Origin of the sequence: Kluyvera georgiana (genome assembly GCF_050990895.1) — a bacterium.
In the GTDB taxonomy this organism is placed as follows: Bacteria; Pseudomonadota; Gammaproteobacteria; order Enterobacterales; family Enterobacteriaceae; genus Kluyvera; species Kluyvera georgiana.
In genome coordinates this window covers 2,119,447-2,144,770 of record NZ_CP158865.1, presented here as the reverse complement: position 1 = coordinate 2,144,770, position 25,324 = coordinate 2,119,447, and the positions used below count along the sequence as shown (strand labels likewise).

The following is a 25,324-nucleotide window of genomic DNA, read 5'->3' as shown; positions in this document are numbered from 1 at the left end:
AGACTTTATGAATTAAACGGGTGCGTCTTCCGCCAGTGGTCAGCAATCTGCTGACGCGTACACACCCAAACGCCGTCGTGCTGCTGGATATAATCGAGAAAACGCTGCAACGCGCGAAAACGTCCCGGACGCCCCAACAGACGGCAATGCATGCCAATGGACATCATTTTCGGCGCGCTTTCCCCCTCTTCATACAGCACATCGAAGCTATCTTTCAGGTAGGTATAAAACTGCTCGGCGGTATTGAACCCCTGGGCGGTGGCGAAGCGCATATCGTTAGCATCCAGGGTGTACGGCACAATCAGATGCGGCTTGCGCGTGCCGTCGCTGCATTCTACTTCGTGCCAGAACGGCAAATCGTCGCCATAGTAATCGCTGTCATACTCAAAGCCGCCGTGTTCCACCACCAGCTGGCGCGTATTGGGGCTGTCGCGTCCGGTATACCAGCCGGTAGGCGGCTTGCCGAAGAGATCGGTTAAAACCTGCACCGCTTTATGCAGGTGCTCCCGCTCCTGCTCGATGGACATGTTCTGATAGTGGATCCAGCGCCAGCCGTGGCTGACCACGTCATAATTCGCCGCTTTTATTGCCTCGACCACATCGGGATGACGGGCCAGCGCCATGGCGACGCCAAACACCGTCAGCGGTAAACCGCGCTTGCTGAACGCGTTATGAATACGCCAGAACCCTGCCCGGCTACCGTATTCATACAATGAGTCCATCGACATATGGCGGTTCGGGTAGCTGGCCGCGCCGATAATATCCGAGAGAAACTGTTCGGAACCGGCATCGCCGTGCAGCACGTGGTTTTCCGACCCTTCCTCATAGTTGAGAACAAACTGCACGGCAATGCGCGCGTTGTGTGGCCAGCGCGCGTGCGGCGGTTGTCCTGCGTAGCCGCGCAGGTCGCGCGGGTAATCGTCTGTCAGAAATGCCATCTGCTACCTCTTATTAGAATGGATTTAATGCCTGAAATTGCCCGCTCAGCGCCTTGGCTTCCGGGAAGGCTAAATCACCGTGCTTGCTGGTCGATAGTCCCAGCGCCACCAGCGATTCAACCATTTTGACCGCCGCGCTCACCCCGTCGATGACCGGCACCCGCAGCTCGCGAGTCAGCGCCTGCGCCAGATCCGCCATGCCGCCGCAGCCGAGCACAATGGCGCCGCAGCCGTCTTCCTTTAATGCCTGAATACAGCGCGCGCGCACTTTCTCCTGCGCAAGACCGCTGCCGTCCTCCAGCGCCAGCACCGGGAGATCGATGGCGTGCAACGCCGCACAGCGGTCGTGAAAACCGTATTGATGCAGCAGATGGCGGGCGATAATTAAGGTACGCGGCAGCGTGGTAACGATGGAAAAACGAGTCGCCACCAGCGTCGCCATATGCATCGCCGCTTCGGCTATCCCTACCACCGGCCCCTGCGCCAGCTCGCGCGCCGCCAGAAGTCCCGGATCGCCGAAGCAGGCAATCACGTGGCCATCCACGCCCTGCTGACGACCGGCCTTGATTTGTTCCAGCACGCCAACGGCAGCAATCGCCTCATCAAAATGCCCCTCAATGGACGGCACGCCCGCGCTGGGGCAGACCGCCAGAATCTCGGTTCCCGGCGCGGCCACCGCTCGGGCGGCGGTGCCAATGGTCTCGGTCATCGCGAGGCTGGTGTTGGGGTTGATCACTTGTATACGAACGGCGGGCATCATGACTCCTTATAACCGGCAAACAGCCGGGCAAAATCAGGCAAGGTGACGCCAGAACGCTCAAAGCACAGGCTGGCGACGATATGTTCAAAATGGTGCATCAGGGCATCACTTAAAGTCTGTAAGGCTTTATCCCGCAGCAGTTCAATCAACCTTTCATGGTCGTCGCAGCGGCAGCCCTGCCGCCATGGCGAGCCCCATGCCGCAATCACTAATGAAGAGCGCTGGCTCAGATGGGTCACCATCCCGGTCAGCACCTGATTACCGGAAATGGCCTGCAGATGTATGTGGAATTCGGCTGAATGGCGAATCGCCGCCGGGCCGTCGTAGCGCTCGTGGGCCTGCTGTTCCTGACGAGTAATGGCCTCCAGCGCGGCCAGATGCGGCGGCTGGCAGCGGGCCAGCACATCCGGCAAATTGGCGACCTCCAGCAGCGCGCGAGTTCGGAAGATCTCCTGAGACTCTTCAACCGTCGGGCTGGCCACCTGCGCACCACGTTTGGGCGCTAATGTGACCATTTGCACAGCGGCGAGTCGTTGCAGCACTTTTCGGATCCCGGTGCGACTCACGCCAAACACCTCAGCCAGCGCCTCTTCCGGCAGTTTGCTGCCCGGTGGCAGCTGGTGCTCGACAATCGCGGTCATCAGCGCCTGATAGATGGATTCGTCTTTGTCATGCAGAGCTGGCGCGGCCTGGGCGAGATAAGGGTTGTTCATTAACCACTCCGGTTTTTACTTTTTGACATCAGATCGTATACATAAATTTCATTTCTTGCATACAAGATTAAACATATTGGCCCAATTCCTGCAACAGCCTCAGCAGTTCATCTCAACGGGTTTTGATTAACAGGAGCAGGTTTCATGCCAAATACACAAAATACGCATCAGGTTAAGGCCGCTGATCCCCACGCTGGATACAGCCCACGGCTTTGTAATGAGGATCTGGCGCCGACGCGCGATCAGAACTGGAGCTGGTACAACATTTTTTCATTCTGGATGTCGGACGTGCACAGCATGGGGGGCTACGTGGTCGCGGCGAGCTTCTTTACGCTGGGGCTGGCGAGCTGGCAGGTGCTGTTGTGCCTGTTAGTGGGCATTTGTATCGTCCAGCTCTGCGCTAACCTGGTCGCCAAACCCAGCCAGATGGCGGGCGTGCCTTATGCAGTGATTTGTCGCCAGGCGTTCGGCGTTTTCGGCGCCAATATTCCGGCGGTGATCCGCGGGCTTATCGCCTTCGCGTGGTACGGCATTCAGACCTATCTGGCCGCCAACGCGCTGATGCTGGTGATGCTGAAGTTCTGGCCGTCGCTGTCGGCGCTGACCGAAGCCAGCTTCCTTGGCCTATCGCATCTGGGCTGGCTCTGTTTCGCGACCATGTGGCTGCTGCAGGCGATGGTCTTCTGGCACGGGATGAACGCCATTAAACGCTTTATCGATATCGCCGGGCCGGCGGTCTACGTGGTGATGCTGGGGCTGGCCGGCTGGATTGTATACAAAACCGGTTTTGACGGTATCTCCTTTACGCTGGCCAGCAAATCGCTAAGCGCCGGGGAGCAAACCTGGCAGATGATTACCGCGACTGCGCTGGTGGTCTCCTACTTCTCCGGCCCGCTGCTCAACTTTGGTGATTTCTCGCGCTACGGTAAAAGCATGGGCGAGATTCGCCGCGGCAACCGCTGGGGTCTGCCGTTCAACTTCCTGCTGTTCTCTATTGTCACCGTGGTGATTGTATCCGGTACTCAGTCGCTGTTTGGCCGTATGATCACCGACCCAATTGAAACCGTCAGCCGCGTCGGCAACGACCTGGCGGTGGCCATTGGCCTGCTGACCATGATTACGGCCACCATCGGCATCAACATCGTGGCCAACTTTGTCTCACCCGCGTTTGATTTCTCGAACTGTTCACCGCAGAAAATCAGCTTCCGTACCGGCGGGATGATTGCCGCCGTGGGTTCCATCCTGCTGACGCCGTGGAATCTGTTTAACTCGCCGGAACTGATTCACTACACCCTCGACGTATTAGGGGCGTTTATCGGGCCACTGTTTGGCATTCTGATCGTCGACTTCTATTTGATCAAACGCGGCCAGGTATCGGTTAACGATCTGTTCGACGATACGCCGAAGGGCAAATACTGGTACCGCAACGGCTTTAACCCGAAGGCGATTGCGGCGCTGGTGCCTTCCGTCGCCATCGGCCTGGTCATCAGCTTTATTCCTGCACTGCACGAAGTGGCAAACTTTAGCTGGTTTATCGGCGTCTTCCTGAGCGGTGCGGCCTATCGCTGGATTGCCCGCGACGAGCGTGTCGCCGCACCAGCCGGCTTTAACGCCCTCGCCCAGAAAGAGTAATGGATACCTACGCCGCGGCGTCCTGTCGCGGCGTGCTTTCCTGCAAACTGGCATTAATTTTGCTGATTTCTTCTCTCCCTTCGCGCACCCATAAGGCAGCTATGATGATTGACTACTCCGTCGCCCTGCGCGGCGCCTTTTTTGATATCGCTGCCGTCGCCGACAGCGCGGACGATATCGCCAGCCACGCCCGCTATCTGGACGATGGCGTGCTTTTTATTCGCGATGGCCGCATTCACGCGCTGCTCCCCTGGCAGGAAGCCGAGCAGTATCTGCATCCGCTGACGGGCTATCGCGACCTGCGCGGTAAGCTGCTGCTGCCGGGCTTTGTCGATGCCCACGTCCACTATCCGCAAACGGAAATGATCGGCGCTTTCGGCGAACAGCTGCTTGAGTGGCTGACCACCTATACCTTTCCGGTAGAGCGCCAGTTTGCCGATGCCGACTATGCCGCCGGGATCGCCCGCTTTTTTGTGAGCCAGCTGCTCAGCCACGGCACCACTACCGCGCTGGTGTTTTGTACCCTGCATCCGGAGTCGGTGGATGCGCTGTTTAGCGAAGCGCTGCGTCTGAATATGCGTCTGCTGGCCGGAAAGGTGATGATGGATCGCCATGCGCCGGACTATCTCAGCGAAAGCGCGGAACAGAGCTACCGGCAGACCCGCGAGCTGATACAACGCTGGCACCAGCGTGGCCGCCTGGGCTACGCCATTACGCCGCGCTTCGCGCCAACCTCCACGCCAGCGCTGCTGGCGGTGGTGCAGCAACTGCGCGAAGAGTTTCCCGACACCTGGCTGCACACCCATCTGAGCGAAAACCTCAACGAAATCGCCTGGGTCAAAAATCTGTGGCCGGAACATGAACACTACCTCGACGTCTATCATCACTACCGGTTAACCGGCCCGCGCAGCGTGTTTGCCCACGCGATTCACCTCGTGGACGCGGAGTGGCAGTGTCTGCACGATACCGGTTCGGCGGTGGCGTTTTGCCCGACGTCAAATCTGTTTCTGGGCAGCGGCCTGTTCCGCTTGCCCACCTGCTGGCATCAACAGGTACGCATGGGTATCGGCAGCGATGTGGGGGCAGGTACGACCTTCAGCATGCTGCGAACGCTGGGTGAGGCCTACAAAGTCAGCCAGCTCCAGAGCTATCGTCTGCGCGCCAGCGAAGCGTTTTACCATGCCACGCTTGGCGGCGCGCGAGCCCTGCGTCTGGACGATAACATTGGTAATTTCCACCCCGGCAAAGAGGCCGATTTCGTGGTCATCGATCCGGCGGTGACGCCGCTACAGCGGCTGCGCAGCGAACGGTGCAAAGATATCTATGAACAGCTGTTCGTACTGATGACGCTGGGCGATGAACGCAATATCAGTGAAACATGGGTCAACGGCGAACGCGTGTGGGGGAATGCAGAAGAGGAATAGTCCGCTCCCGGCGTCATTCGCGACGCCGGGAAAACAGGCTCAGTATCAGCTACCGCGATAGGTGGACCAACCGCCTGGGGCAATTAAAAACGGCAAATGGTAGTGATCGTCCGCCGCCTCGCGAATAACAAAATCAATTTGCGCACTCAGGTACAGCGTCTCGCGCCCGCGGGCGGCGAACCAGTCGCCGATGTCCGCCGTCAGCCGATAGTTTCCCGCCGTCAGCGGCCCGTCGTTCAGTGCGCCAATACGTCCATGCTCATCGGTTACGCCATGGGCAATCGCGGCGCCATCCCGCGCCAACGTCACCCTGACGCCCTGCGCCGGTTGGCCGGTCGAGACATCCAGAATGTGCGTGCTTAAGGTGCTCATTCGCCAATCACTCCTTCCAGTCTTAATAACGTAATTTCACGCAGCTGCGCTAAGGCTTCCTGCACCTCATCGCGCTCGCTGTTCTGCAAACGCCGCGACAGCGCCGCTAAAATCGCTTCCCCACTGCGCCCTTTGGCGCGAATTAAAAATACCCGACCAAAGCGCGCTTCGTAGCGAGCGTTGCCCGCTTTCAGCGCCTGAGCGAGCTGCGTATCGCGATCGTTCACATTCCCTTGTTCCTGGCGCGACAGCGCCGCGTGCGCCTGTTCGCCTGTGGGTTTCTCGCCAATGCGCGGATGGGCGCTCAGCGCCTGCGTCAGCTCGGCCTCGCCCCAGCTCGCCATCAGCTGCTGCGCGGTATTGAGCAGCGCTTCGCGTGAACGCCAGGGACGCCCGGCGGCCAGCGTGGCGGACCACTCTGGAATGGCCACGCAAGGCGCTAACAGTGACGCGGCCTCCGTGCCGCTTAATTGATTAAAGTGATTCAGCGCGATCATCGCGGCTCCTTGTGGCGCTCTCCAGCGGGGCTTTCTCTTCAGGAATAATCAGATTGAGGATAATCGCCACCAGACCGCCGCTGGTGGCGGCAGAACCAAACAAGTTCTCCACCATCGGCGGAAAGTGGGCCAGAAACGCCGGTACGGCTTCAATCCCCAGACCAAAACCAAATGCCAGCCCCACAATCAGCATATCGCGGCGGGTCAACGGTTTCTGGGTGATAATGCGAATTCCCGCCGCCACGACGCAACCGAACATGACCATCGTCGCGCCTCCTAATACCGGCGCAGGAATCTGGCGCAGGATTTCGCCAAACGGCGGGAACAGGCCAAGCAGAATTAAGATAACCCCAATGTAACGCCCAACGTAGCGACTGGCGACGCCGGTCATCTGAATCACACCGTTGTTTTGCGCAAACGTGGTATTGGGGAACGCGCACAGCATCGCCGCCACCATGCAGCTAATCCCATCGGCCAGAATGCCGCCCTTCAGCCGTGAACGGAAGGCGCCATCGTCAATGGACTGCTGTGAGATCAGGCAGTTAGCCGTCAGGTCGCCGACAGCCTCCAGAATACAGACCAGTGAAACCAGCGCAATCGGCAAAAAAATCGCGCCGTTGAACTGGAAACCGAACGGGAACAGCTGCGGCAGACGGAACCAGACCTCGCCTACGCCTTTTAGCTGGAACATCCCGCTCAGCGCCGCGGCCAGGCAGCCAACGGCAATCCCGATGACCACGGAAGAGAGGCGCAGCCAGCGGTTTTTCAGGCAGCTCAGCAGCACGATAGTCCCCAGCGTTACCGCCCCCAGCGTAATATTGCCCATGCTGCCAAACGCTTTTGCCTGCTCGCCGCCGCACCAGTTAATAATGCTGACTTTAATCAGGCTGATGCCAATCAGCGCAATCACGCTGCCGGTAATCACCGGCGTAAAGATACGCTTCAGCGGCTCGATAAAACGGCTGACAATACAGGGCACCAGCGCGGCAACAAAGTTGACCCCAAAAAGCATGGCCATAATGTCCTGCGGCGTGCCGCCCTGCCCCTTAACCCACATACCGCCAGCAATGGCGACGCCGAGAAACGCAAAGCTGGTGCCCTGCATACAGATCATTCCGGCGCCAATCCCCCACACCCGGTTAGATTGCAAAAAAGTGCCGATACCCGAAGCCAGCAAAGACATACTGATCAAATAGGGTAGCCATTCCCCCAGACCTAAGGTCGCGCCGATAATCAACGGCGGCGTGATAATGCCCACCAGACCGGCAAGCACGTGCTGCAGCGCGCTGAAAAAGGCCGGAAGCGGCGGAATGCGCTGCTCAAGGCCGTACAGTAAACCCCCGTTCTTTTCATCTGACATGATCGTTCATCCATTGCGAGTAAGCGTGCAGTGGCTACTGCATAAAACAGGCCAAAACAAATTACACTTTCGCAACATTTAATATTTTTCAATATTTACAATAAGATATAAAAAACACATTCCCCTACGCCCTGAAACCACAGTGGTCGAGGCGGTGAAACTTTCGATTCCATTAAACCAATATAGAAATTATTGATTCACAAAAAGGCAACAAAAACGCCAGTATGCACCTATTTTGTGCAACTCGTTGCCCACTTCCCCCCGCAAACCCGCCAGATCCGCCTCTTCGTCATTGTGGTACGCAAATTGCTGAATGCCCTCACGACACAGGTAAAGGAGATGTAAATGAAAGCATTGATCATTGGCGGTGGAATTGGCGGGCTGAGCGCGGCGGTCGCGCTGAAAAATGCGGGAATCGAATGTGACGTTTTTGAAGCAGTGAAAGAAATTAAGCCGGTCGGCGCGGCCATTTCCATCTGGCCGAACGGCGTGAAGTGCATGCAGCATCTGGGGATGGGCGAGATCATTGAAAACTACGGTGGCCCGATGCATTTTCTGGCTTATAAAGAGTATCTGCGCGGCGAAACCCTCACCCAGTTCAGCCTTGCGCCGCTGGTGTCACGCACCGGCGGCCGCCCCTGCCCGGTGTCCCGCGCCGAATTGCAGCGTGAAATGCTCGACTTCTGGGGCCGCGACGCCGTGCAGTTCGGCAAACGCGTTGCCCGCTGCGAAGAAAATAACGACGGCGTCCGCGTCTGGTTTACCGACGGCACGCAGGCGGAAGGCGATTTTCTGATTGCCGCCGACGGGAGCCATTCGGCGCTGCGCCCCTGGGTGCTCGGCTATACCCCCGAACGCCGTTACGCGGGCTATGTGAACTGGAATGGCCTGGTCGACATTGATGAGGAGATTGCGCCGGGCAATCAATGGACCACCTTTGTTGGCGAGGGAAAGCGCGTCTCGTTGATGCCGGTATCCGCTGGTCGCTTCTACTTTTTCTTCGATGTCCCGCTGCCGCCGGGGCTTGCAGAAGATCGCACTACCCTGCGCGCCGATCTGAGCCGCTACTTCAGCGGTTGGGCGCCGCCGGTACAGAAGCTGATTGCCGCGCTGGATCCGCAAACCACCAACCGCATTGAAATTCATGATATTGAGCCGTTTGATCGGTTGGTACGCGGCAAGGTGGCCCTGCTGGGTGACGCCGGACACAGCACCACCCCGGATATCGGCCAGGGCGGCTGCGCGGCGCTGGAGGACGCGGTCGTTCTCGGCGATCTGTTCCGCCACAGCCGCGACATCGTCAGCACGCTACGCCAGTACGAAGCGCAGCGCTGCAACCGGGTTCGCGATCTGGTGTTGAAGGCGCGTAAGCGCTGCGACGTCACTCACGGCAAAAATATGCTGCAAACGCAAGCCTGGTACGAGGAGTTAAAAACCGAAACCGGTGAGCGCATTATCAACGGCCTGTGCGAAACCATTCAGGGCGGCCCGTTAGGCTAACCGATCCGGCGCCTCCTTCAGCTTGTCTGCATCGCCTCCATCACCGCAGTGAGCTTCTGAATCACCCTTTGCGCCGGACGCGAAAGCTGGCGTGAAGGGGCGGTACATAAGGCCAGCGTAAGCGGTCTCAGCTGCTTATTACGCAGCGGAACAAACGCCAGCAGACCTTGCCTGACCTCATCCAGCACGTCAAGCCGGCTGAGAATCGTCACCCCGCTGCCTTTCAGCGCCAGCGATTTAATCAGCCGGATATCGTTGCAGCCAATGCTGTTGGCCGGAAACAAATCGTGCTGCCGATAGAGCATCGCCACCCGCTCATGCACAATCAACGGCGCGCCGGGCACAATATGCCGCTCTTCGCTGAGCTGCCCCAAAGAGACACTTTCAGCGCGCGCCAGCGGATGATCCGGGCGCATCACCACGCCCATCTCCAGCTCGGCAAACGCCAGTACGCTCAGCCCGGCCTGACCTTCCGGGTCGAGAATCAGGCCAAAGTCGAGATCCGCCTGACGCACCCTCTGGCTGACGGTGTGGCTATCGGAGACCTGCAAATTTAACTCCAGCCACGGCCAGTCGGTAATGATATCCGCCAGCGCGGCAGCAAAACTCCCCTCTGCCAGCGCCTGTACCATTCCCACGCTCACGCTGCCGCGCTTTAACCCCTGAAGCTCATCAAATTTTTGTCGCGTGAGATGAAACTCCTTTTGCCAACGCAGCAGATTATCGTACAGCAGCTCGCCAGCGGTGGTCATGCGCAGCCCTTCCGGCAAGCGCTCAAACAACGGCGTACCGAACGTCTCTTCGGCCTGCAGGATTTGTCGGTTAATGGCGGAGGCGGAAATATGCAGTTTTTCTGCCGCGCGCCGCAGGCTGCCACAGCGCGCCACCTCAACAAAATAGAGCGCAAATCGTGAAAATGGACTCATTCGGTACCTGTTCTCTTTTTTGCAACGGTTGGGTGAATTAATGGCGATGGATGTCAACACCCTAATATGGCAACAATAATCTCACAACAATTAAACAGTTATTTTTGTGAGCCGGAGAACGCCATGCACAAACCGTCTATCGCCCCACCCGCCTATTGCAGCTTTGAACCTGAGGATTGGCTGCGCCTGGCGCGATGCTGGCACCCGGTCGCCCGCGCCTGCGACATTGGCCCGGCCCCGGTGAAAGCCACCCTGCTTGATGAGCCGTTGGTTATCTATCGTATAAAGGGCCAGGTCGTGGTGGCACGGGATGCCTGCCCCCACCGCGGCGTGCCGCTGACGCTGGGTTTTCATGATGAAGAAGGGATCGTCTGCCCCTACCACGGCCTGCGCTTCGGCGAAGATGGTCGCTGCAACCGCATCCCTTCCAGCCCCGACCAACCGATACCGGCAAAACTCAATCTCACCCATTTTGCGGTGGAAGAACGCTATGGCCTGATCTGGACCTGTCTGGCCCTTGACCCGGAAAATCCGCAGCCGTTGCCGGTCATGCCGCACTGGCATGACGAAGGATTTCAACAGATCAACTGCCCGGCCTTTGAAGTCAACGGCTTTGCGGGCCGCCAGGTGGAAGGCTTTCTGGATGTCGCGCATTTCGCCTGGATCCATACCGACACCTTCGCCGATCCGGAAAATCAGGTGGTGCCTGACTACAGCCCTCAGGAGACCCCGTTTGGTTTTATCGCCGATTACTGGAGTTCGGTGGGTAACTATCCCGCCAGCGCGGAGTTTCGCGCCCCGGAAGGCTTCCGCTGGCTGCGTCATTTCGAGATGCATCTGCCGTTTACCGCCACCCTGACGATTTATTTTCCCGGTGACGCCAGGCTGGTGATTATGAATGCCGCCTCGCCGGTTTCCGCGCGCGTCACCCGCATGTTTGCGCCCATCGCCCGTAACTTCGACCTGCATGTGCCGGTAGAGGACGTGCACGCGTTTAATCTGCGCGTCTTTGAAGAGGACCGGCTGATGGTCGAGAGCCAGCGGCCTGAGAAACTGCCGCTGGATTTAACCCTCGAAGCGCATATTCCCGCCGACCGTAGCTCCATCGCCTACCGCCGTGGGTTGAAGAAAATGGGCTTTGGCGACTTTTTCCTCGTCTAAGTGGAGAACCCAGATGAATGATGTCTTAAAGGTGGTCGTTGAGGGTCTCTGGCGTCAGGGAGAACAGAACCTGGCGATCCGACTGGTGGCCGAAAACGGCCAGCCGCTGCCCGCCTGGCAGCCCGGCGCGCATATCGACGTGCACCTGCCCTGTGGGATTGTCCGCCAGTATTCGCTCACCGGCACAGATAGCACCGACGACGGCTATCTGATTTGCGTGGCGCAGGAGAAAACGTCACGCGGCGGCTCGCGCTATATCCACCAGCAGCTGCGCCCCGGACAGACGCTGTTGATATCGCCTCCGCGCAACCTGTTTCCACTCCAGACGCTGGAGCCAGTCACGCTGCTGGCCGCCGGCATAGGCATCACGCCGCTGTATGCGATGGCGTTACGTCTGAACGCAGAGGGCGTGCCGTTTAGGCTGCACTATTATCTGAAAAATCGCGCCCAGGGCGCGTTTGTTCGCGAACTGCAGCAGCAATTCGGCGCAGAACAATTCGTCATTCACTGCTCCCAGGAAGGGGACAGCGCCCGCCTGCATCTGGCGCAAGCGCTGGCGGGGGTCGAGCCCGGTCAGCCAATCTATCTCTGTGGGCCGGAAGGTTTCATGGCGGCCGCGCGTCAGGTCGCCGTGGAAAAAGGCTGGTCGCCAGCGCAAATTCACAGTGAAGCGTTCCAGGCGCTGGCCCCCTCCATCAGCGCGGAGGATGGTGAAACCTTTAACGTGACGCTGGCTTCATCAGGCGAACGCTGGCCGGTGCCCGCGAATAAAACCATCGCGCAGGTACTTCAGGAGAACGGTGTAGCGGTTCCACTTTCCTGCGAAATGGGGATCTGCGGCGCTTGCCTGACGCCGGTTGTGGAGGGCATTGTCGACCACCGTGATTCTGTGCAGTCGGCGGCGGAGAAATCTGCCAGCAGGCAGCAAATTGCCCTGTGCTGCTCACGCAGTCGATCAGCTAATTTGTGCATTGATTTGTAGTCAGGCAAATAATGAAGCGTAAAACGTCATGATGCCTGCTCTCTACCAATATCGCTTAGTTTATGCCGCGAATTATAGGGCCCAATAACGTGGTTATATGACTCTGCGTCGCTAAAAAACGGTATCTAAAATGAATAATCAATCACGCAATCAAAAACCACAATTTAAATACAAAATAAAAACAGAAAATACGATAAATTTAACGACATTCGCACTGCTTTTCACGCTAATGATTGATTTCCAAACGATAATCATATTCCTGTTCTCATTTAAAGCAATGTATACCTTCACGCTTAATTGATCCCAATCAAACTACGCATATTTTTATGACACTTTTAACGACACACAATCTTACCTTTCTTTACGAAACTGTTGCGAGAAATTCGGATGCTTTTGTACTAGTAAAGGGATTATGAAAGAATACTTTCACCTACCCTCTGCATAATCACTCAAATTCCCTGACAATCTCCCTGATAAAATGTGAAGTACATCACTACTCCTCATAAAATCGTAATAGGCTGCCAGGCTTGATATTTATGTCGATTTATTACGTTCCTGCCTTCTGTTAGTCAATGTCCTCCCGGCGATTCTCTCTCATCCTTTATGGTCCATCGTTTCAAAAAAAATGCTCTCTCCGTAACCCGCATCTTCGGCTTTCATTCGAATATACAAATAATAATTACTAATTACTTTAACGTTTTTAATACAAAATAAGCGGCATTTCCCGAATATTGACATGTCTTTTTTCCCCCTGCATATTTTACGAAGAAAAATAATGAATCGGATTACATGAGGAATCTCATGAACAACACCAGGACATATCCCGCGAAACGCAGACGTCGCGGCGAAGTACAAAATGCCAGTTTGACTATGCTCAGCGCACGCATCGCTGATGACCTTTGCGAATACGTTCGTGACGTGGCTTTTCAAACGCGTAAAAGTAAACAACAAATTATCACCGAGGCGCTGATGCTACATCAGGCCAACGGGATTGAAACGCATGAATAAACAAAGAGATAGCATCAAACAGAGACGCCATTGATCGAGCGCTAAATATTTAACAGTGAATAAAAAATAATCCGTTTTTATTCACCCTCACAGATAACAGGTCAATATCAGCCTGTTTTCGGTGAAATAATGTTTTGTCAGAAAAATAATAAATCACAAAACATCGTGGCTGAGGTTATTACACTTCAGGGCTGCTGTACGCCCCTGCCACTCACTAAATAAAACCGCGACAACAGGCGAATAAATTCAGTTAATGACAGGTAATTCATCATGCAGTCCGTAAGTAAAAGTATTATCGCCGTCGCAGTGTTGACCGCGATATCCTCCAGCAGCGCCATTGCTCAACAAGTCGGCGTCGATCAGACAGATCCCTACGGCTTGGGCTCATACACCATCGTGGGTACGCCAAATCAGGCTTACGACCTCGATAAAATGCAGCAGGATGCACAGGTTGCCGCCGACGCAAAAGTGACCGCCGATAAAGCGAATGCCGACATCCTTAAGATGGGCAAGCAGGTTGAGGATAACCGTCTCGATGCAGGCACTAACAGCGTTCGTATTAAGCACCTCGAAACGGAAGCCTCCGTTCTTAACGGGCAAGCGATACAACTGCGCCAGGATGTGAATATCAACACTAAAGCGCTGTCTGTTCTCGGCGGCAACGTACAGCAGTTGCAGGGGCAGATAGGCAATTTCGTCACTAAGCCGGAATTCAAAACCGACCAGGATCGCCAGGATGATGCGATCACCGACGTCAGCAAAATCGCCACTGATGCGAAAGACTTAGCCGAGCAGAACTATCAGGCCATTGCCAAAAAAGCAGACTTAGCTGACTTACTGGCTGAAACGCAACGCGCTTCCGATGCAGAGAAAATCAACGCAGACAACCTGACTAAAGCCATCACCGACCAGGCTAAGGTTGACGCAGGCCAGGATAAGCTGATTAAGCAAAATGGTGACGACATTCAACAGAATGCCACAGATATCAAGCTGAAAGCCGACCAATCAGACCTCGACGATACCAATAAAAAAGTTGCAGATAACGCAAAAGCCATCACCACTAAGGTAGAAACCACTGCCTTCACCGCCGACCAGCAGCGCCAGGATGACGCACTTAATATGGTCGTCGCCGCCCAAAAAACGGTTGATGATGATCAGAACAAAGAGATTCAGCAAAATACCAGCAACATCGCGCTGAAAGCCAACCAAATCGACCTCGATACGACCAATAAAGCCGTTGCCGACAATAAAACCGCTGCTGCTACCGCTCAGTCTACCGCTGATGTTGCAAAACAACAGGCTGACACAAATAAGGCTGATATTCAGACCAACAAAACGGCTATCGGCACTAAGGTAGACCAAACGAAGTTTAAAATTGACCAGGATCGCCAGGATCAAATCGTTACCACGTTAACAAACACCGTTAACAGTAAAGCGAACCAGGCCGATGTTGATGCGAACAAACAGGCGATTGCCGCCGATGAAACCAACATCACCGCCAACAAAGCCGCTATCGATACAGAAGTGAAGGCCGAACAGCAGCACTTCTCCACCCTGTCATCCGGCGTGCAGCAGGCTCAGACTACCGGCGATGCCGCCCAGAATCGCGCAGATATCGCCTTTGCCAACGCGGAAGCTAACCATCGTGCGCTGGTAAACACCAACCAGCATCTTGCCGACGACGAGAAAACGCTGGCTAACCACGAGCAGCGCATTTCGGACCTGGAAGCCAACAACCGCAAAAATTTCAACAAGCTGGAGCAGCAGCAGAACAAAGATCGTAAAGAGTTCCGCGCAGGTCTGGCTGGCGCTTTCGCCCTCACCGCTATCCCGCAAGCGCCGCAGGGCCACACCGTCGGCTTCGGCATGGGCGTCGGGACCTTTAACGGCCAGAACGCCGTATCTGCCGGGATCAGCGCACGCGTGTCAGCCAACGTTTCCCTAAAAACCGGTCTATCCTGGGATACCGCGGACAACGTCGGCGCAGGCGCGGGCGTGCTGTTTTCTTATTAAGAGCACATTCCTCCTGCCCTCACAGGGGAACATTATTGCGCTGAACCACGCAATAAGGGCGAAAGCCCAGCCTTCATCGTTATTGTTGTATTTGCCACTTTTTTCGTAGTTAGAGAGATGTTTCCCCCGGGCACGGGGGCTTTTTTAAGTAGAAAGAAAATCTACTTAACAAAGCTGTAATGACGATAGCAATCACAACTAAAAAGTGAGTTTGAAATGAAAAAAAAAGCAGTGGCATTGGCCGTATTGGCTTTAGGGGTAACTTCCGCACAGGCAGCGGAAATCTATAATAAAGACGGCAATAAGCTGGATCTGTACGGCAAGGTTAAAGCCGCGCATAGCTGGACGGACGGCAAAAACGAGGATGGTACCTATGCGCGTCTGGGCTTCAGGGGTGAAACCCAAATCAACGAGGAATTAACGGGCTACGGCCAGTTTGAAGGTCAGCTTGATGCTGCGAACGCAGAAGGTTCTCAGAATGGCGAATCCACCCGCCTGGCGTATGCTGGCCTGGACTATGGGCACAACGTTAGCTTTGACTATGGCCGTAACTACGGTATCGCTTACGATGTCGGGGTTTATACTGACAACCTTTCCGAATTCGGCGGCGACTCCTATGAAGGCACTGATTCATTCCTTACTGGTCGCACTAGTGGCGTTGCTACATTACGTACCAGCAACGCTTTCGGCTTAGCGGATGGCGTCAGCTTCGGCGCACAATACCAGGGTGCAGACGCGACCGATAGAGACCCCGCTAAACAGCATGGTACAGGCTACGGTTTCTCTCTGGGTTATGACAACATCGCCGATTCCGGTATTTCGACTATCGCCACCTACGCCACCAGCGCGGTCACGGGCCACCAGAAAACGGCGGGCTGGACCGGGAACAACGCTGAGTTCTGGGGCGTTGGCGCGAAATATGACGCGAACCGCGTATACGTTGCAACCATGGGCGGCGAATCGCACAATCTGCTGAAAGGCGCTCACGAAGCGAAACATTTCGAAGCCATGGCCGCTTACGTGTTCGACTTCGGCCTGCGTCCGAACGTCGGCTACGTGCACGCACGCGACAATAACAACCGCGATATCACCGAGTATGTTGCGCTGGGTTCAGATTACTACTTCAACAAAAATATGGTGGCGGATGTCGGTTATCAGATCAATCTGGCTGATAACGGCGACAACACCGTTGTGGCTGGCCTGACCTACCAGTTCTAAGGCCATACGATCACTACCGTCGGCGAGAAGTGCGGACATGCTATCGCCGACAATCAGACTGACCTGTCTAAATCATTAACGTTGAGTATGTCTTATACTGTCCCCCCTGGTGAGGGGGGATTTTTTTACTACCGACAGTTATGCGTAATAACCCTGATAAATAGGCTACATCACAATGAAAAAAATCATGATTTCCGCTCTTGCTCTGGCCGCGTTGGCTGCAATGCCTGCACAAGCTATCAACGCCAAATACCGCGAGCAGCTTGAACGCTCTGGCTGTAATGAAATGAATGCCGGCGTCACCTGCGACATTCACAAAACCAAAGCACAGAACGCCAAACAGGGGCCACAGACCGTCGCAAAGCCTAAGCAGACGACCAGCAAGCAATACGGGCAGATTGTTGGCGAAGCTGAAACTATCCTCGGCATGAAAAGCATTGCAGCGGAGGAGTTTTTGGTTGAGAAAGGCTGGCGCCAGCAGTCAGACGGCGACTGGAAAAAAGCCAACCACGCGCTACGTATTATCGAAGATAAAGGCGTGGTACTTAACGCGCAGATCGTTAAATAATAAAAAGGCTCCTGCGGAGCCTTTTTATTACGCTGAGTAATGGCGATACCGGTTTACGGCATCGCCCGCACGACTTATTACGCGACCTTCTTTACGCGTAAAACTCTCTGCGGCAACTCGCCTTCAACAACCAGCAAAGCGGACTTTAGCTCAACCTTCATTCCCTGACGAATCGAGGCGGCTTTTATACTGGTAGACTCCTGTTGAAAGGCGCCCTCATTGTAGGGGAACAGCAGAATACATTCGCCCAACTCTTTCAACTGCCGGAGAGCTTCAGTTCGCGTATTGTGGTTGCGATATTTCATTCTATTTTTCACGATCGTTATTATTCACTTATCCTGCGGCGGTGTGTTCTGCATTCTTTTGCCGTACACCAGAAAATAGCCAATGCCAGAAGAAGACTTTGATCCCCGAACCGATAAACGTTGCCACATAGAACCACGGGCTATGCTTAATGGTCGTGCGAATGACCTCCAGCAGATCAACGTTGAAACTGTCTGCCATGGCGTAGCCAATGGTCCCTAAAAACACCAATGTCAGAGCCATCATGACCATCACCGCGTGCAGTTTTCCCATCTGCGGCAGCCAGCCAGAAGCCCATTGCCACAAGAAAGCCGTACTCAACAGGAGAAGCACAGATAATACCAACCCGATCATAAAACCAAAGTCCTGAAATTCCCGAAACAAGCTGAGAACACTCATCAAAATGAATATTCCCAGCATGGCTTTTTTAATAACCCCCATCCTTCCACCTATAAAACCATGACATTAAATACACAATTAACGCTTACCCGCGTGCATATCGGCTTGCACGGATATTTGCTGTTAAGAACGACTATGATTGTTTTAATAAATATCCTGACCAGTAAAATACCTGGCATGAGACGACCCTGTTAATACTAAGGTTTTTTATTTTTCATGACCAAGAAAAACAAATGTATACTTTAAATACAGAAAATTCCGAACAATAAATAGTGCGCAAAAGAGCGCAATAAGAGATGAATGATATAAACAGTGAGCGTTAAACAGAACGACGTTGCTGCTGATTTGCGCCACAGGCAGCGGTGTTACCGTTCAAAGATGGGGCATTTGAGAGAAAAACAGGACGATGGCTTGCTGGTCGCTCCCGGCAGGTTGATGATAAATCAGCACTTCCGTACCAAAATTACATGATATTATGCGTAACCCTATTGATTCTTGCGTCCTCGACGCGCGCAGGCCGTCTATTAAACGCTTTCTAACCCTGAACTTATTGCCATAATGAATACGTATAATAAAAAAGTTCGCGCCTATCATTTCTCCGCGTTCCGCTACCTGTTCACCGCCCGCTTACTTACCGTCCTCGGGAACGGTATGGCCCCCATTGCGCTGGCCTTCGCGGTTCTCGATATTGGTGGAACCGTCTCTGATTTAGGGATGGTCGTGGCCTCTCGCTCCATTCTCAACGTCGCGTTTCTGTTGATCGGTGGCGTCCTGGCCGACCGCTACTCGCGCAGCCGGGTGCTGGTTTACTCATCCAGCGTCGCCGCCCTTTCGCAGGCTATTGTGGCCTGGTCAGTGCTGGATGGCTCCGCGACGGTGTTAAGCCTGGCCCTACTTGGCGCACTCAACGGGGCTTCCGCCGGGATCGCCTTACCGGCCTCACAGGCGCTGGTTCCGCAGACGGTGCCTACTCACAATCTACGCGAAGCCAACGCGCTGGTGCAGCTCGGTATTTACAGCGGCACGGTGATTGGCGCATCCCTTGGCGGGATCCTCGCCAGCTCGGTCGGCCCCGGCTGGGGGCTGGCAATCGACGCCATGGGCTTTGCCGCCGCGGCGCCCCTGTACTTTATGATTCGCGTGGCATCGTCCAGGGTCAGCGCCTCGCAAAGCAACATCCTGCAGGATTTAAAAGAGGGATGGAAAGAGTTCGCCAGTCGCTCCTGGGTGTGGTCGATTGTGGTTCAGTTTACGATTATCAACGCGGCATTCAGCGGCGTGGTGATGGTGCTCGGCCCGGCGATAGCCGACGCCACCTTTGGCCGGGCAAACTGGGGCATCATTGTGGCAGCCGAGAGCGTCGGGTTGATCGTCGGCACCTTTATCGCCCTGCGCTGGCGGCCGCGTCGGGATCTGTTTATCGGCGTCATGCTGGTTGGGCTGTGTTCGGCTCCTATTCTCCTGCTCAGCCAGGGCGCCTCGGCCGGCTGGCTGATTGCCGCTTTCTTCCTGACAGGGGTCGCCTTTGGACGGTTCGGCGTTTCCTGGGCCCATTCACTGCAAACACACATCCCGCCGGAAAAACTCGCCCGCGTTTATGCCTATGACGCCGTCGGATCGTTTGTGGCCATCCCTTTCGGCGAGCTGGTCGCTGGGCCGTTAGCGATGCAGTACGGCAACAGCCACGTGTTGTTGGTTGCCGGCATCGCGGTGGCGATCGCCACCGTCTGCGCCAGCCTGGTTCCGTCGATCAGGCGGCTGGAGAACGCCGCGCAGGTCAGATCGCTGTAAGCTGATAAACCGGCACGCGCCGCGTCGTGCCGGTTAAGGTATCGAAAACGTCCATTTCCGACGTGGCGATACGCATCCCCGCTTTGCGCAGCCGCTGCACGTCGGCGGCGATGCGCTGCAGGCCAAACCAAAACAATCCATCCAGCGCCGTCACCGCCAGCCTGTTTTCCAGCGCGAGCCGCAGGCGTTCGCGCGGGTGTTTTACCTGCTGGGCGATTTCACGATAGGGCGTTTCGCTGTTACCCGCCCCGTCGGTACGGCGGATACGCGTTGAGAGATGGTATTGAAAGGCGTCCGGTACGCCAGCGAGATCGCTTTTCAGGCTGTAGACACAGCCAAAACGCTTACCGTTGAAGGTCGCGCTTTTCTGGTTCAACGCAAGCTCATCGCGCACGCTGGCGATCAACTGCGGCGCGCGCGTCAGCAGCAGCCGGAAAGGCAGTTCGAAGCTGGTGACGTAATCCACATTCAGCAAGGCAATACGCAGACGCTCTTCCGCTCCCGCCCCGCTGGCCTGACATTCCGCCATCACATCGGCCCACTGTTTCGTGAGGCGTTCGCTTTCCATCGCCTCCGTAAAGCGGTATTTCTCAATCTGGTAGTCAATGCGCGCGCTCACCGTTGATACCCTTCTGATTATCGTATTATGCGTTGCTCACTTTACCAGCGACGCGCGAGCACCGGAAGCCTCTATCTGACAACAAAAACCCGCCATTTCAACGGCCATCACTGTGCAGGATGCTATTCACACGTATAGCGCCACGGCCCGCGCGGGCACGGCTGCATCAACGCATTCACGCGCTGCGGATAAATGGCGTACATTCCGCCGTTGAAGGGGTCAACAAGGAACCAGCCGGGGATGCCGAGGAACAGGAGGTTGCCGAAGGTGTACCAGTGGGTGGTTCGGGTTTGCAGCGGGACCAGCGTCGGATAGTAACCCGCTTGTAAAAAAGTCACGTTGTAGGTGAGTTTGCCAAAATAGCGGTTATCCGATTTAGGCAGCGTGACCCTTTGCGGAGTCACACCGCGTGCGCTCACCACCCCATGATTATCCGAGATAATAAATTGCGCCCCCACGGGGTTGCTTTCCAGATACACGCTCTGCATCGACTCGCCGACAATCGTGGCGCAGCCGCTCAGCAGCAAACAGACCACAACGGATAACACGACTTTTACCATTTCTTAGATTCCACTTTTCCCTCATAGATAGTGTCCTTAAAGCGACAAAACGTCGGGCAATATTAAATCGTGCGTCGGTAGGTTAGCCCCGCCACCGTGCGCCCCCCGCGAACAAATGCTATGATATGCTAACGATTTTTGGCTGCCTGACAGTCATCTTCACCATGATAAATGACGAGGAATCCCGGCATGAAAGCGAAGTCTGTCACCCTCTATGACGTAGCCGAGCACGCTAACGTCTCGTATCAGACTGTCTCCCGGGTCATCAATCAGGCCGCCCACGTATCCGAAAAAACGCGCCTTAAGGTTGAAGCGGCGATGGATGCGCTGAACTATATTCCCAACCGCATGGCGCAGCAGCTGGCAGGGAAACTGAGCCATACGCTGGGGTTTGCTACCAGCAACCTGGCGCTGCATGCCCCCTCGCAGATTGTGGCCGCCGCCAAGTCGCGGGCGGGCGAACTGCAATTTAACGTGGCGATCGCCATGACCGAACAGTCGGGGCTGGAGGCCAGCAAAGCCGCCATTAGCCAGCTGCTGTCGCAGCGCGTTGACGGCATTCTGGTCAATATTCCCATGGAAGAAGAACATACCCAGGAAATCGTCCGGCTGTGCGGGGCTATTCCGGTGCTGTTTCTGGATGTCTCGCCGTCAACCACCACGCACCATATTGTTTTCGACCCGCAAATGGGCGCAAAGCTGGGCGTCGATCATCTGCTCGAACTGGGTCATCAGCAGATAGCCCTGCTGTCCGGCCCGCTGAGCTCCATTTCGGCGCGGCTGCGTTTTGAAGGCTGGCAGTCTTGCCTTGCGCAACATCAGTTGATGCCGGTGGCGGTGATGCACGGCGACTGGAGCTCGCTATCGGGCTATCAGCAGGTTACCCGGCTGCTTAACGAGGGAACCCTCCCGACGGCCATACTGGTGGCGAACGATCAGATGGCGCTGGGCGCGCTACGCGCACTTTCCGAATACGGTTTGCCGGTCCCCGGGGCCGTCTCGGTGGTCGGCTACGATGATACGGAAGATAGCGCCTGCTTCACTCCGCCGCTCACCACCATCAAACAGGATTTCAGGACGTTAGGGAAAATCAGCATAGAGCGTCTGCTGGCGCTGATCGACGGGGAAGAAACGGTATCCGAATTACTGCCGGTCAGCCTGGTAGTGCGCAAAACCACCGCAAAACCGCCGTCTGATTCGCTCAGCCCGCAGCAGCTTGCAGAGGAACTGGCTCGCCTCGCCCGGCAGGTTGCCCGCCTGCAATAACCGCTCTCCTGCACCCCGCCTTCGGGGCCATGATTTGTGATTGCCTTCACTCTCTCCCGCGATGATCCTTTACACGCAGCGGGAATCCTCACATAGTGGTTAAAATTGTGAGCGAATCGCAAATACATCAAGGAACCACCACTATGAGCCCTCAACCTCTCTCTTTGGCCGCCGTACTCGCCCGGCGCGACTGGGAAAATCACGCCGTCACCCAGCTCAACGCGCTGGCCGCCCATCCGCCCTTTTCCAGCTGGCGCGAGGCCGATGACGCCCGCCGGGACGCCGTATCACCGTCGCGGCAACTTCTCAATGGCTGCTGGCAGTTCAGCTACTTTACGCGACCGGAGGCGGTACCGGAAAGCTGGTTACAGCACGATCTGCCGGACGCCCGCGACATTGCGGTTCCTTCCAACTGGCAGATGCTGGGTTACGATGCGCCTGTTTACACCAACGTCACCTATCCCATTCCGGTCAATCCACCGTTTGTCCCCCGGGATAACCCCACTGGTTGTTACTCGCTCACATTCAGTGTTAATCCGCAATGGCTGACCGACGGGCAGACGCGCATTATCCTCGACGGCGTCAACTCGGCCTTTCACCTGTGGTGTAACGGCCAGTGGGTCGGCTACGCGCAGGACAGCCGGCTGCCGTCAGAGTTTGATCTTAGTGAACTGCTGGTTAACGGCGAAAACCGCCTGGCGGTGATGGTACTGCGCTGGAGCGACGGCACCTATCTCGAAGATCAGGACATGTGGCGAATGAGCGGTATTTTTCGCGACGTCACGCTGTTGCATAAGCCGACCACTCGCCTGAGCGACGTTCAGCTGGTTACCCACCTCAACGACGAATTCAGCTGCGGCACGCTGGAAGCGACCGTGGTCGTTGAAGGCGATATCACCCACGACACGCGCATAGCCGTGCAGTTGTGGCAAGACGATCGTCTGGTGAGCGAAGCAGAGCAGCCGCTCGGCAGCGACATCATTGATGAGCGAGGCGGCTATACCGATCGCACCACGCTGCGCCTGCCGGTCGCGCAGCCCGCGCTGTGGAGTGCGGAAGTCCCCACGCTCTATCGCACCGTCGTGCTGCTCAAACGCGGCGATACGTTGGTTGAGGCTGAAGCCTATGACACCGGCTTCAGAAAGGTTGAAATCAGCGGCGGGCTGCTGAAGGTGAACGGCCAGCCGCTGCTGATTCGCGGCGTCAACCGCCACGAACATCACCCGGATAACGGCCAGGTGATGGATATCGACACCATGCGTCAGGATATCCTGCTGATGAAGCAGAATAACTTCAACGCGGTGCGCTGTTCCCACTACCCTAATCATCCGCAGTGGTATCGTTTATGCGACTACTACGGTCTGTACGTGGTAGATGAAGCGAATATCGAAACCCACGGGATGGTGCCAATGCGCCGTCTCAGCGACGACCCCTGCTGGCTGCCGGCGATGAGCGAGCGCGTCACCCGCATGGTGCAGCGCGATCGCAATCATCCGTCGATTATTATCTGGTCGCTGGGTAACGAGTCCGGGCATGGCGATAATCACGACGCGCTGTATCGCTGGATCAAATCCAACGATCCTTCCCGCCCTGTGCACTATGAAGGCGGCGGTGCCAACAGTGCAGCCACCGACATCATCTGCCCGATGTATGCCCGCGTCGACCAGGATCAGCCGTTCCCGGCAGTTCCAAAATGGTCCATCAAAAAATGGGTCGGCATGCCGGATGAGAACCGTCCGCTGATCCTCTGCGAATACGCGCATGCGATGGGTAACAGCCTTGGCGGTTTCCATAAATACTGGCAGGCCTTCCGTCAGTATCCCCGTTTGCAGGGCGGTTTTATCTGGGACTGGGTCGACCAGTCGCTCAACAAGCGCGATCAAAACGGTCAAACCTTCTCCGCCTATGGCGGTGACTTTGGCGATACGCCGAACGACCGTCAGTTCTGCATGAACGGCCTGGTGTTTGCCGACCGCACCCCACACCCGTCGCTGTATGAAGCGCGCTACGCCCAGCAGTTCTTCCAGTTCCGCCTGCTGGCCGATAATCAGTTAGAAGTGACCAGCGAATACCTGTTCCGTCACACCGACAATGAGCAGCTGTTCTGGACGGTGAAGCTCGAGGGTGAATCGCTTGCCAGCGGCTGCGTACCGCTGGCTATTGCCCCACAGGGGAAACAGACGATCGCCCTGGTTCTGCCGACGATCGCCCGCAGCGGCGAGGTGTGGCTGAATGTCGAGGTGCGGCAGAATGCCGCCACCCGCTGGAGCGAAGCCGGGCACATCTGCGCCCGCGAGCAGTGGCAACTGCCGGGCCTGCTCTGCGCGGAATCCATCGTCACACGAGGAAAAACACCGGTACTGACGCAAAGCGATACTCATTATTTCATTGCGCACGGCGAGCAGCAGTGGCAGTTCGAGCGCGCCAGCGGCCTGTTAACGCAGTGGGTCAGCCACGGCCAGAACGTTCTGCTGACGCCGCTTCAGGATCAATTCACCCGCGCGCCGCTCGATAACGACATCGGCGTTAGCGAAGTGACGCGTATCGATCCCAATGCCTGGGTCGAGCGCTGGAAAGCGGCCGGTCATTACACCATGACGTGCCGTTGCGTCAGCCTGAGCGCCGATACGCTGGCAGAGTCGCAGACGGTGCAGCTGCGCTCAGAGCATCACTGGCTGGCGCACGGCAAGCTGCTGTTTATCAGCCGTAAAACCTACGTGATTGATAATCAGGGCGAACTAACTATTCACGTGGATGTTGACGTCGCCCGCGGCACGCCGTCTCCGGCGCGAATCGGCCTGACCTGCCAGCTGGCGGAAGTTGCGCCACAGGTCAGCTGGTTGGGGCTGGGGCCGCACGAAAACTACCCCGATCGTCGGGCGTCGGCACAGTACGATCTTTGGCAGCTTCCGCTAGATGAGATGTACACGCCGTACGTCTTCCCGAGTGAAAACGGCCTGCGCTGCGGTACTCAACGTCTGGAATATGGCGCCAACCTCTGGCGCGGCAATTTCCAGTTCAACCTCAGTCGCTACAGTCAGTCTCAGTTGCATAACACTTCACACCGGCACCTGCTGGTTGAGGAAGCCGGAAGCTGGCTGAACATTGATGGCTACCATATGGGCGTTGGCGGCGACGACTCCTGGAGCCCCAGCGTTTCCGAGGAGTATCTGCTGCAACAGCCGCATTATCACTACAGTCTACGCTGGGCGCGTCGCTAGCCCTGCCGCGAGTGTCAAAATCCACGCCGACGCGTGGATTTTTTTATGCGTGCGCGAAAGCCCGCCATATGATAATCGTATTTCTACAAACGC

The 25,324-nt window shown here is 56.1% G+C and carries 22 protein-coding genes and 1 pseudogene; 12 read left to right on the top strand and 11 right to left on the bottom strand.

Annotated features, from left to right (window positions below; all coding sequences use genetic code 11):
* Positions 1-5: 5 nt before the first annotated feature.
* From puuE to ABTW00_RS10160, 3 genes and pseudogenes are all read right to left on the bottom strand, one after another.
* On the bottom strand, positions 6-938 hold the full coding sequence (gene puuE / locus ABTW00_RS10170; RefSeq protein WP_433640539.1) for an allantoinase PuuE: 933 nt from the start codon (positions 936-938) through the stop codon (positions 6-8).
* Positions 823-1,695: pseudogene (hpxA, locus tag ABTW00_RS10165) on the bottom strand (allantoin racemase). Before hpxA ends, puuE begins: the two are co-directional and overlap by 116 nt.
* Entirely contained in the window at positions 1,695-2,411 is a 717-nt protein-coding gene (locus tag ABTW00_RS10160) for a GntR family transcriptional regulator (RefSeq protein WP_065356724.1), read from the bottom strand. The pseudogene hpxA and the gene ABTW00_RS10160 overlap by 1 nt, the downstream one beginning before the upstream one ends.
* Positions 2,412-2,555: 144 nt before the next feature.
* Between ABTW00_RS10160 and ABTW00_RS10155 the strand changes: the two genes are divergently transcribed.
* Together ABTW00_RS10155 and guaD are read left to right on the top strand one after the other, a co-directional pair.
* On the top strand, positions 2,556-4,043 hold the full coding sequence (locus tag ABTW00_RS10155; protein ID WP_167575656.1) for an NCS1 family nucleobase:cation symporter-1: 1,488 nt from the start codon (positions 2,556-2,558) through the stop codon (positions 4,041-4,043).
* A 104-nt stretch (positions 4,044-4,147) separates the two neighbouring features.
* Entirely contained in the window at positions 4,148-5,467 is a 1,320-nt protein-coding gene (gene guaD, locus ABTW00_RS10150; protein ID WP_433640990.1) for a guanine deaminase, read from the top strand.
* Between the two features lie 45 nt (positions 5,468-5,512).
* Here the strand turns inward: guaD and uraH are convergent, their stop codons facing one another.
* The 3 genes from uraH to ABTW00_RS10135 are packed head-to-tail and all read right to left on the bottom strand — an operon-like array spanning position 5,513 to position 7,696.
* A complete protein-coding gene (uraH, locus tag ABTW00_RS10145) occupies positions 5,513-5,839 on the bottom strand; it encodes a hydroxyisourate hydrolase (protein WP_065356727.1) in 327 nt (108 codons plus the stop codon).
* The gene (gene uraD / locus ABTW00_RS10140) at positions 5,836-6,336 is read right to left on the bottom strand and encodes a 2-oxo-4-hydroxy-4-carboxy-5-ureidoimidazoline decarboxylase (RefSeq protein ID WP_433640535.1); all 501 of its coding nucleotides are present in this window, start codon (positions 6,334-6,336) and stop codon (positions 5,836-5,838) included. The genes uraH and uraD overlap by 4 nt, the downstream gene beginning before the upstream one ends.
* Complete coding sequence (locus tag ABTW00_RS10135; RefSeq protein ID WP_433640533.1) at positions 6,314-7,696, bottom strand: nucleobase:cation symporter-2 family protein; 1,383 nt, start codon at positions 7,694-7,696, stop codon at positions 6,314-6,316. Before ABTW00_RS10135 ends, uraD begins: the two co-directional genes overlap by 23 nt.
* Positions 7,697-8,041: 345 nt before the next feature.
* On the opposite strand from ABTW00_RS10135, the gene hpxO reads away from it, so the two are divergent.
* Positions 8,042-9,196 (top strand): FAD-dependent urate hydroxylase HpxO, encoded by a 1,155-nt coding sequence (gene hpxO / locus ABTW00_RS10130; RefSeq protein WP_433640531.1) that lies wholly within the window; start codon positions 8,042-8,044, stop codon positions 9,194-9,196.
* A gap of 17 nt (positions 9,197-9,213) precedes the next feature.
* Here hpxO and hpxR read toward each other — a convergent pair whose 3' ends face one another.
* Positions 9,214-10,122 (bottom strand): LysR family hpxDE operon transcriptional regulator HpxR, encoded by a 909-nt coding sequence (gene hpxR, locus ABTW00_RS10125; protein ID WP_433640529.1) that lies wholly within the window; start codon positions 10,120-10,122, stop codon positions 9,214-9,216.
* 123 nt (positions 10,123-10,245) lie between these two features.
* Between hpxR and hpxD the strand changes: the two genes are divergently transcribed.
* The 6 genes from hpxD (at position 10,246) to ABTW00_RS10095 (ending at position 17,072) form a co-directional block, all read left to right on the top strand.
* On the top strand, positions 10,246-11,283 hold the full coding sequence (gene hpxD, locus ABTW00_RS10120) for a molybdenum cofactor-independent xanthine hydroxylase subunit HpxD (RefSeq protein ID WP_433640527.1): 1,038 nt from the start codon (positions 10,246-10,248) through the stop codon (positions 11,281-11,283).
* Positions 11,284-11,296: 13 nt separating this feature from the next.
* Positions 11,297-12,265 (top strand): PDR/VanB family oxidoreductase, encoded by a 969-nt coding sequence (locus ABTW00_RS10115; protein WP_433640525.1) that lies wholly within the window; start codon positions 11,297-11,299, stop codon positions 12,263-12,265.
* An 801-nt stretch (positions 12,266-13,066) separates the two neighbouring features.
* Positions 13,067-13,273, top strand: coding sequence for a hypothetical protein (locus tag ABTW00_RS10110; RefSeq protein ID WP_065356735.1), 207 nt, complete (start codon positions 13,067-13,069; stop codon positions 13,271-13,273).
* A gap of 270 nt (positions 13,274-13,543) precedes the next feature.
* Positions 13,544-15,286: a YadA-like family protein gene (locus ABTW00_RS10105; RefSeq protein WP_433640522.1), complete on the top strand. Its 1,743-nt coding sequence runs from the start codon at positions 13,544-13,546 to the stop codon at positions 15,284-15,286.
* Positions 15,287-15,502: 216 nt separating this feature from the next.
* Complete coding sequence (locus ABTW00_RS10100) at positions 15,503-16,504, top strand: porin (RefSeq protein ID WP_433640519.1); 1,002 nt, start codon at positions 15,503-15,505, stop codon at positions 16,502-16,504.
* Positions 16,505-16,691: 187 nt separating this feature from the next.
* The gene (locus tag ABTW00_RS10095; RefSeq protein ID WP_065356738.1) at positions 16,692-17,072 is read left to right on the top strand and encodes a hypothetical protein; all 381 of its coding nucleotides are present in this window, start codon (positions 16,692-16,694) and stop codon (positions 17,070-17,072) included.
* A gap of 77 nt (positions 17,073-17,149) precedes the next feature.
* Here the strand turns inward: ABTW00_RS10095 and ABTW00_RS10090 are convergent, their stop codons facing one another.
* Both ABTW00_RS10090 and ABTW00_RS10085 read right to left on the bottom strand, forming a co-directional pair.
* Positions 17,150-17,377 carry a hypothetical protein gene (locus tag ABTW00_RS10090; protein ID WP_065356739.1) on the bottom strand — a complete coding sequence of 76 codons (228 nt, stop codon included), beginning with the start codon at positions 17,375-17,377 and terminating at the stop codon, positions 17,150-17,152.
* A gap of 28 nt (positions 17,378-17,405) precedes the next feature.
* Positions 17,406-17,816, bottom strand: a complete 411-nt coding sequence (locus tag ABTW00_RS10085) for a hypothetical protein (RefSeq protein WP_433640514.1) — start codon at positions 17,814-17,816, stop codon at positions 17,406-17,408.
* A 516-nt stretch (positions 17,817-18,332) separates the two neighbouring features.
* Here ABTW00_RS10085 and ABTW00_RS10080 point away from each other — a divergent pair.
* Complete coding sequence (locus ABTW00_RS10080; protein ID WP_433640512.1) at positions 18,333-19,565, top strand: MFS transporter; 1,233 nt, start codon at positions 18,333-18,335, stop codon at positions 19,563-19,565.
* On the opposite strand, the gene ABTW00_RS10075 is transcribed toward ABTW00_RS10080, so the two are convergent.
* Complete coding sequence (locus tag ABTW00_RS10075) at positions 19,552-20,184, bottom strand: helix-turn-helix domain-containing protein (protein ID WP_064544919.1); 633 nt, start codon at positions 20,182-20,184, stop codon at positions 19,552-19,554. The two genes, ABTW00_RS10080 and ABTW00_RS10075, sit on opposite strands and share 14 nt — an antisense overlap.
* A 122-nt stretch (positions 20,185-20,306) precedes the next feature.
* Positions 20,307-20,744: a hypothetical protein gene (locus tag ABTW00_RS10070; RefSeq protein WP_433640508.1), complete on the bottom strand. Its 438-nt coding sequence runs from the start codon at positions 20,742-20,744 to the stop codon at positions 20,307-20,309.
* 189 nt (positions 20,745-20,933) lie between these two features.
* On the opposite strand from ABTW00_RS10070, the gene ABTW00_RS10065 reads away from it, so the two are divergent.
* Complete coding sequence (locus ABTW00_RS10065; RefSeq protein ID WP_433640506.1) at positions 20,934-22,010, top strand: LacI family DNA-binding transcriptional regulator; 1,077 nt, start codon at positions 20,934-20,936, stop codon at positions 22,008-22,010.
* Positions 22,011-22,153: 143 nt separating this feature from the next.
* Entirely contained in the window at positions 22,154-25,231 is a 3,078-nt protein-coding gene (locus ABTW00_RS10060) for a beta-galactosidase (RefSeq protein ID WP_433640503.1), read from the top strand.
* Positions 25,232-25,324 lie beyond the last annotated feature (93 nt).

Bases quoted from the DNA above. Each gene is read 5' to 3' on its own strand.
- ABTW00_RS10135 (WP_433640533.1), bottom strand. From the start codon at position 7,696: ATGTCAGATGAAAAGAACGGGGGTTTACTGTACGGCCTTGAGCAGCGC.
- ABTW00_RS10070 (WP_433640508.1), bottom strand. From the start codon at position 20,744: ATGGTAAAAGTCGTGTTATCCGTTGTGGTCTGTTTGCTGCTGAGCGGC.
- ABTW00_RS10160 (WP_065356724.1), bottom strand. From the start codon at position 2,411: ATGAACAACCCTTATCTCGCCCAGGCCGCGCCAGCTCTGCATGACAAA.
- ABTW00_RS10065 (WP_433640506.1), top strand. From the start codon at position 20,934: ATGAAAGCGAAGTCTGTCACCCTCTATGACGTAGCCGAGCACGCTAAC.
- ABTW00_RS10105 (WP_433640522.1), top strand. From the start codon at position 13,544: ATGCAGTCCGTAAGTAAAAGTATTATCGCCGTCGCAGTGTTGACCGCG.
- uraH (WP_065356727.1), bottom strand. From the start codon at position 5,839: ATGAGCACCTTAAGCACGCACATTCTGGATGTCTCGACCGGCCAACCG.
- ABTW00_RS10080 (WP_433640512.1), top strand. From the start codon at position 18,333: ATGAATACGTATAATAAAAAAGTTCGCGCCTATCATTTCTCCGCGTTC.
- ABTW00_RS10100 (WP_433640519.1), top strand. From the start codon at position 15,503: ATGAAAAAAAAAGCAGTGGCATTGGCCGTATTGGCTTTAGGGGTAACT.
- ABTW00_RS10060 (WP_433640503.1), top strand. From the start codon at position 22,154: ATGAGCCCTCAACCTCTCTCTTTGGCCGCCGTACTCGCCCGGCGCGAC.
- hpxD (WP_433640527.1), top strand. From the start codon at position 10,246: ATGCACAAACCGTCTATCGCCCCACCCGCCTATTGCAGCTTTGAACCT.
- hpxO (WP_433640531.1), top strand. From the start codon at position 8,042: ATGAAAGCATTGATCATTGGCGGTGGAATTGGCGGGCTGAGCGCGGCG.
- guaD (WP_433640990.1), top strand. From the start codon at position 4,148: ATGATTGACTACTCCGTCGCCCTGCGCGGCGCCTTTTTTGATATCGCT.
- uraD (WP_433640535.1), bottom strand. From the start codon at position 6,336: ATGATCGCGCTGAATCACTTTAATCAATTAAGCGGCACGGAGGCCGCG.
- ABTW00_RS10095 (WP_065356738.1), top strand. From the start codon at position 16,692: ATGATTTCCGCTCTTGCTCTGGCCGCGTTGGCTGCAATGCCTGCACAA.
- ABTW00_RS10090 (WP_065356739.1), bottom strand. From the start codon at position 17,377: ATGAAATATCGCAACCACAATACGCGAACTGAAGCTCTCCGGCAGTTG.
- hpxR (WP_433640529.1), bottom strand. From the start codon at position 10,122: ATGAGTCCATTTTCACGATTTGCGCTCTATTTTGTTGAGGTGGCGCGC.
- ABTW00_RS10155 (WP_167575656.1), top strand. From the start codon at position 2,556: ATGCCAAATACACAAAATACGCATCAGGTTAAGGCCGCTGATCCCCAC.
- ABTW00_RS10110 (WP_065356735.1), top strand. From the start codon at position 13,067: ATGAACAACACCAGGACATATCCCGCGAAACGCAGACGTCGCGGCGAA.
- ABTW00_RS10115 (WP_433640525.1), top strand. From the start codon at position 11,297: ATGAATGATGTCTTAAAGGTGGTCGTTGAGGGTCTCTGGCGTCAGGGA.
- ABTW00_RS10085 (WP_433640514.1), bottom strand. From the start codon at position 17,816: ATGGGGGTTATTAAAAAAGCCATGCTGGGAATATTCATTTTGATGAGT.
- puuE (WP_433640539.1), bottom strand. From the start codon at position 938: ATGGCATTTCTGACAGACGATTACCCGCGCGACCTGCGCGGCTACGCA.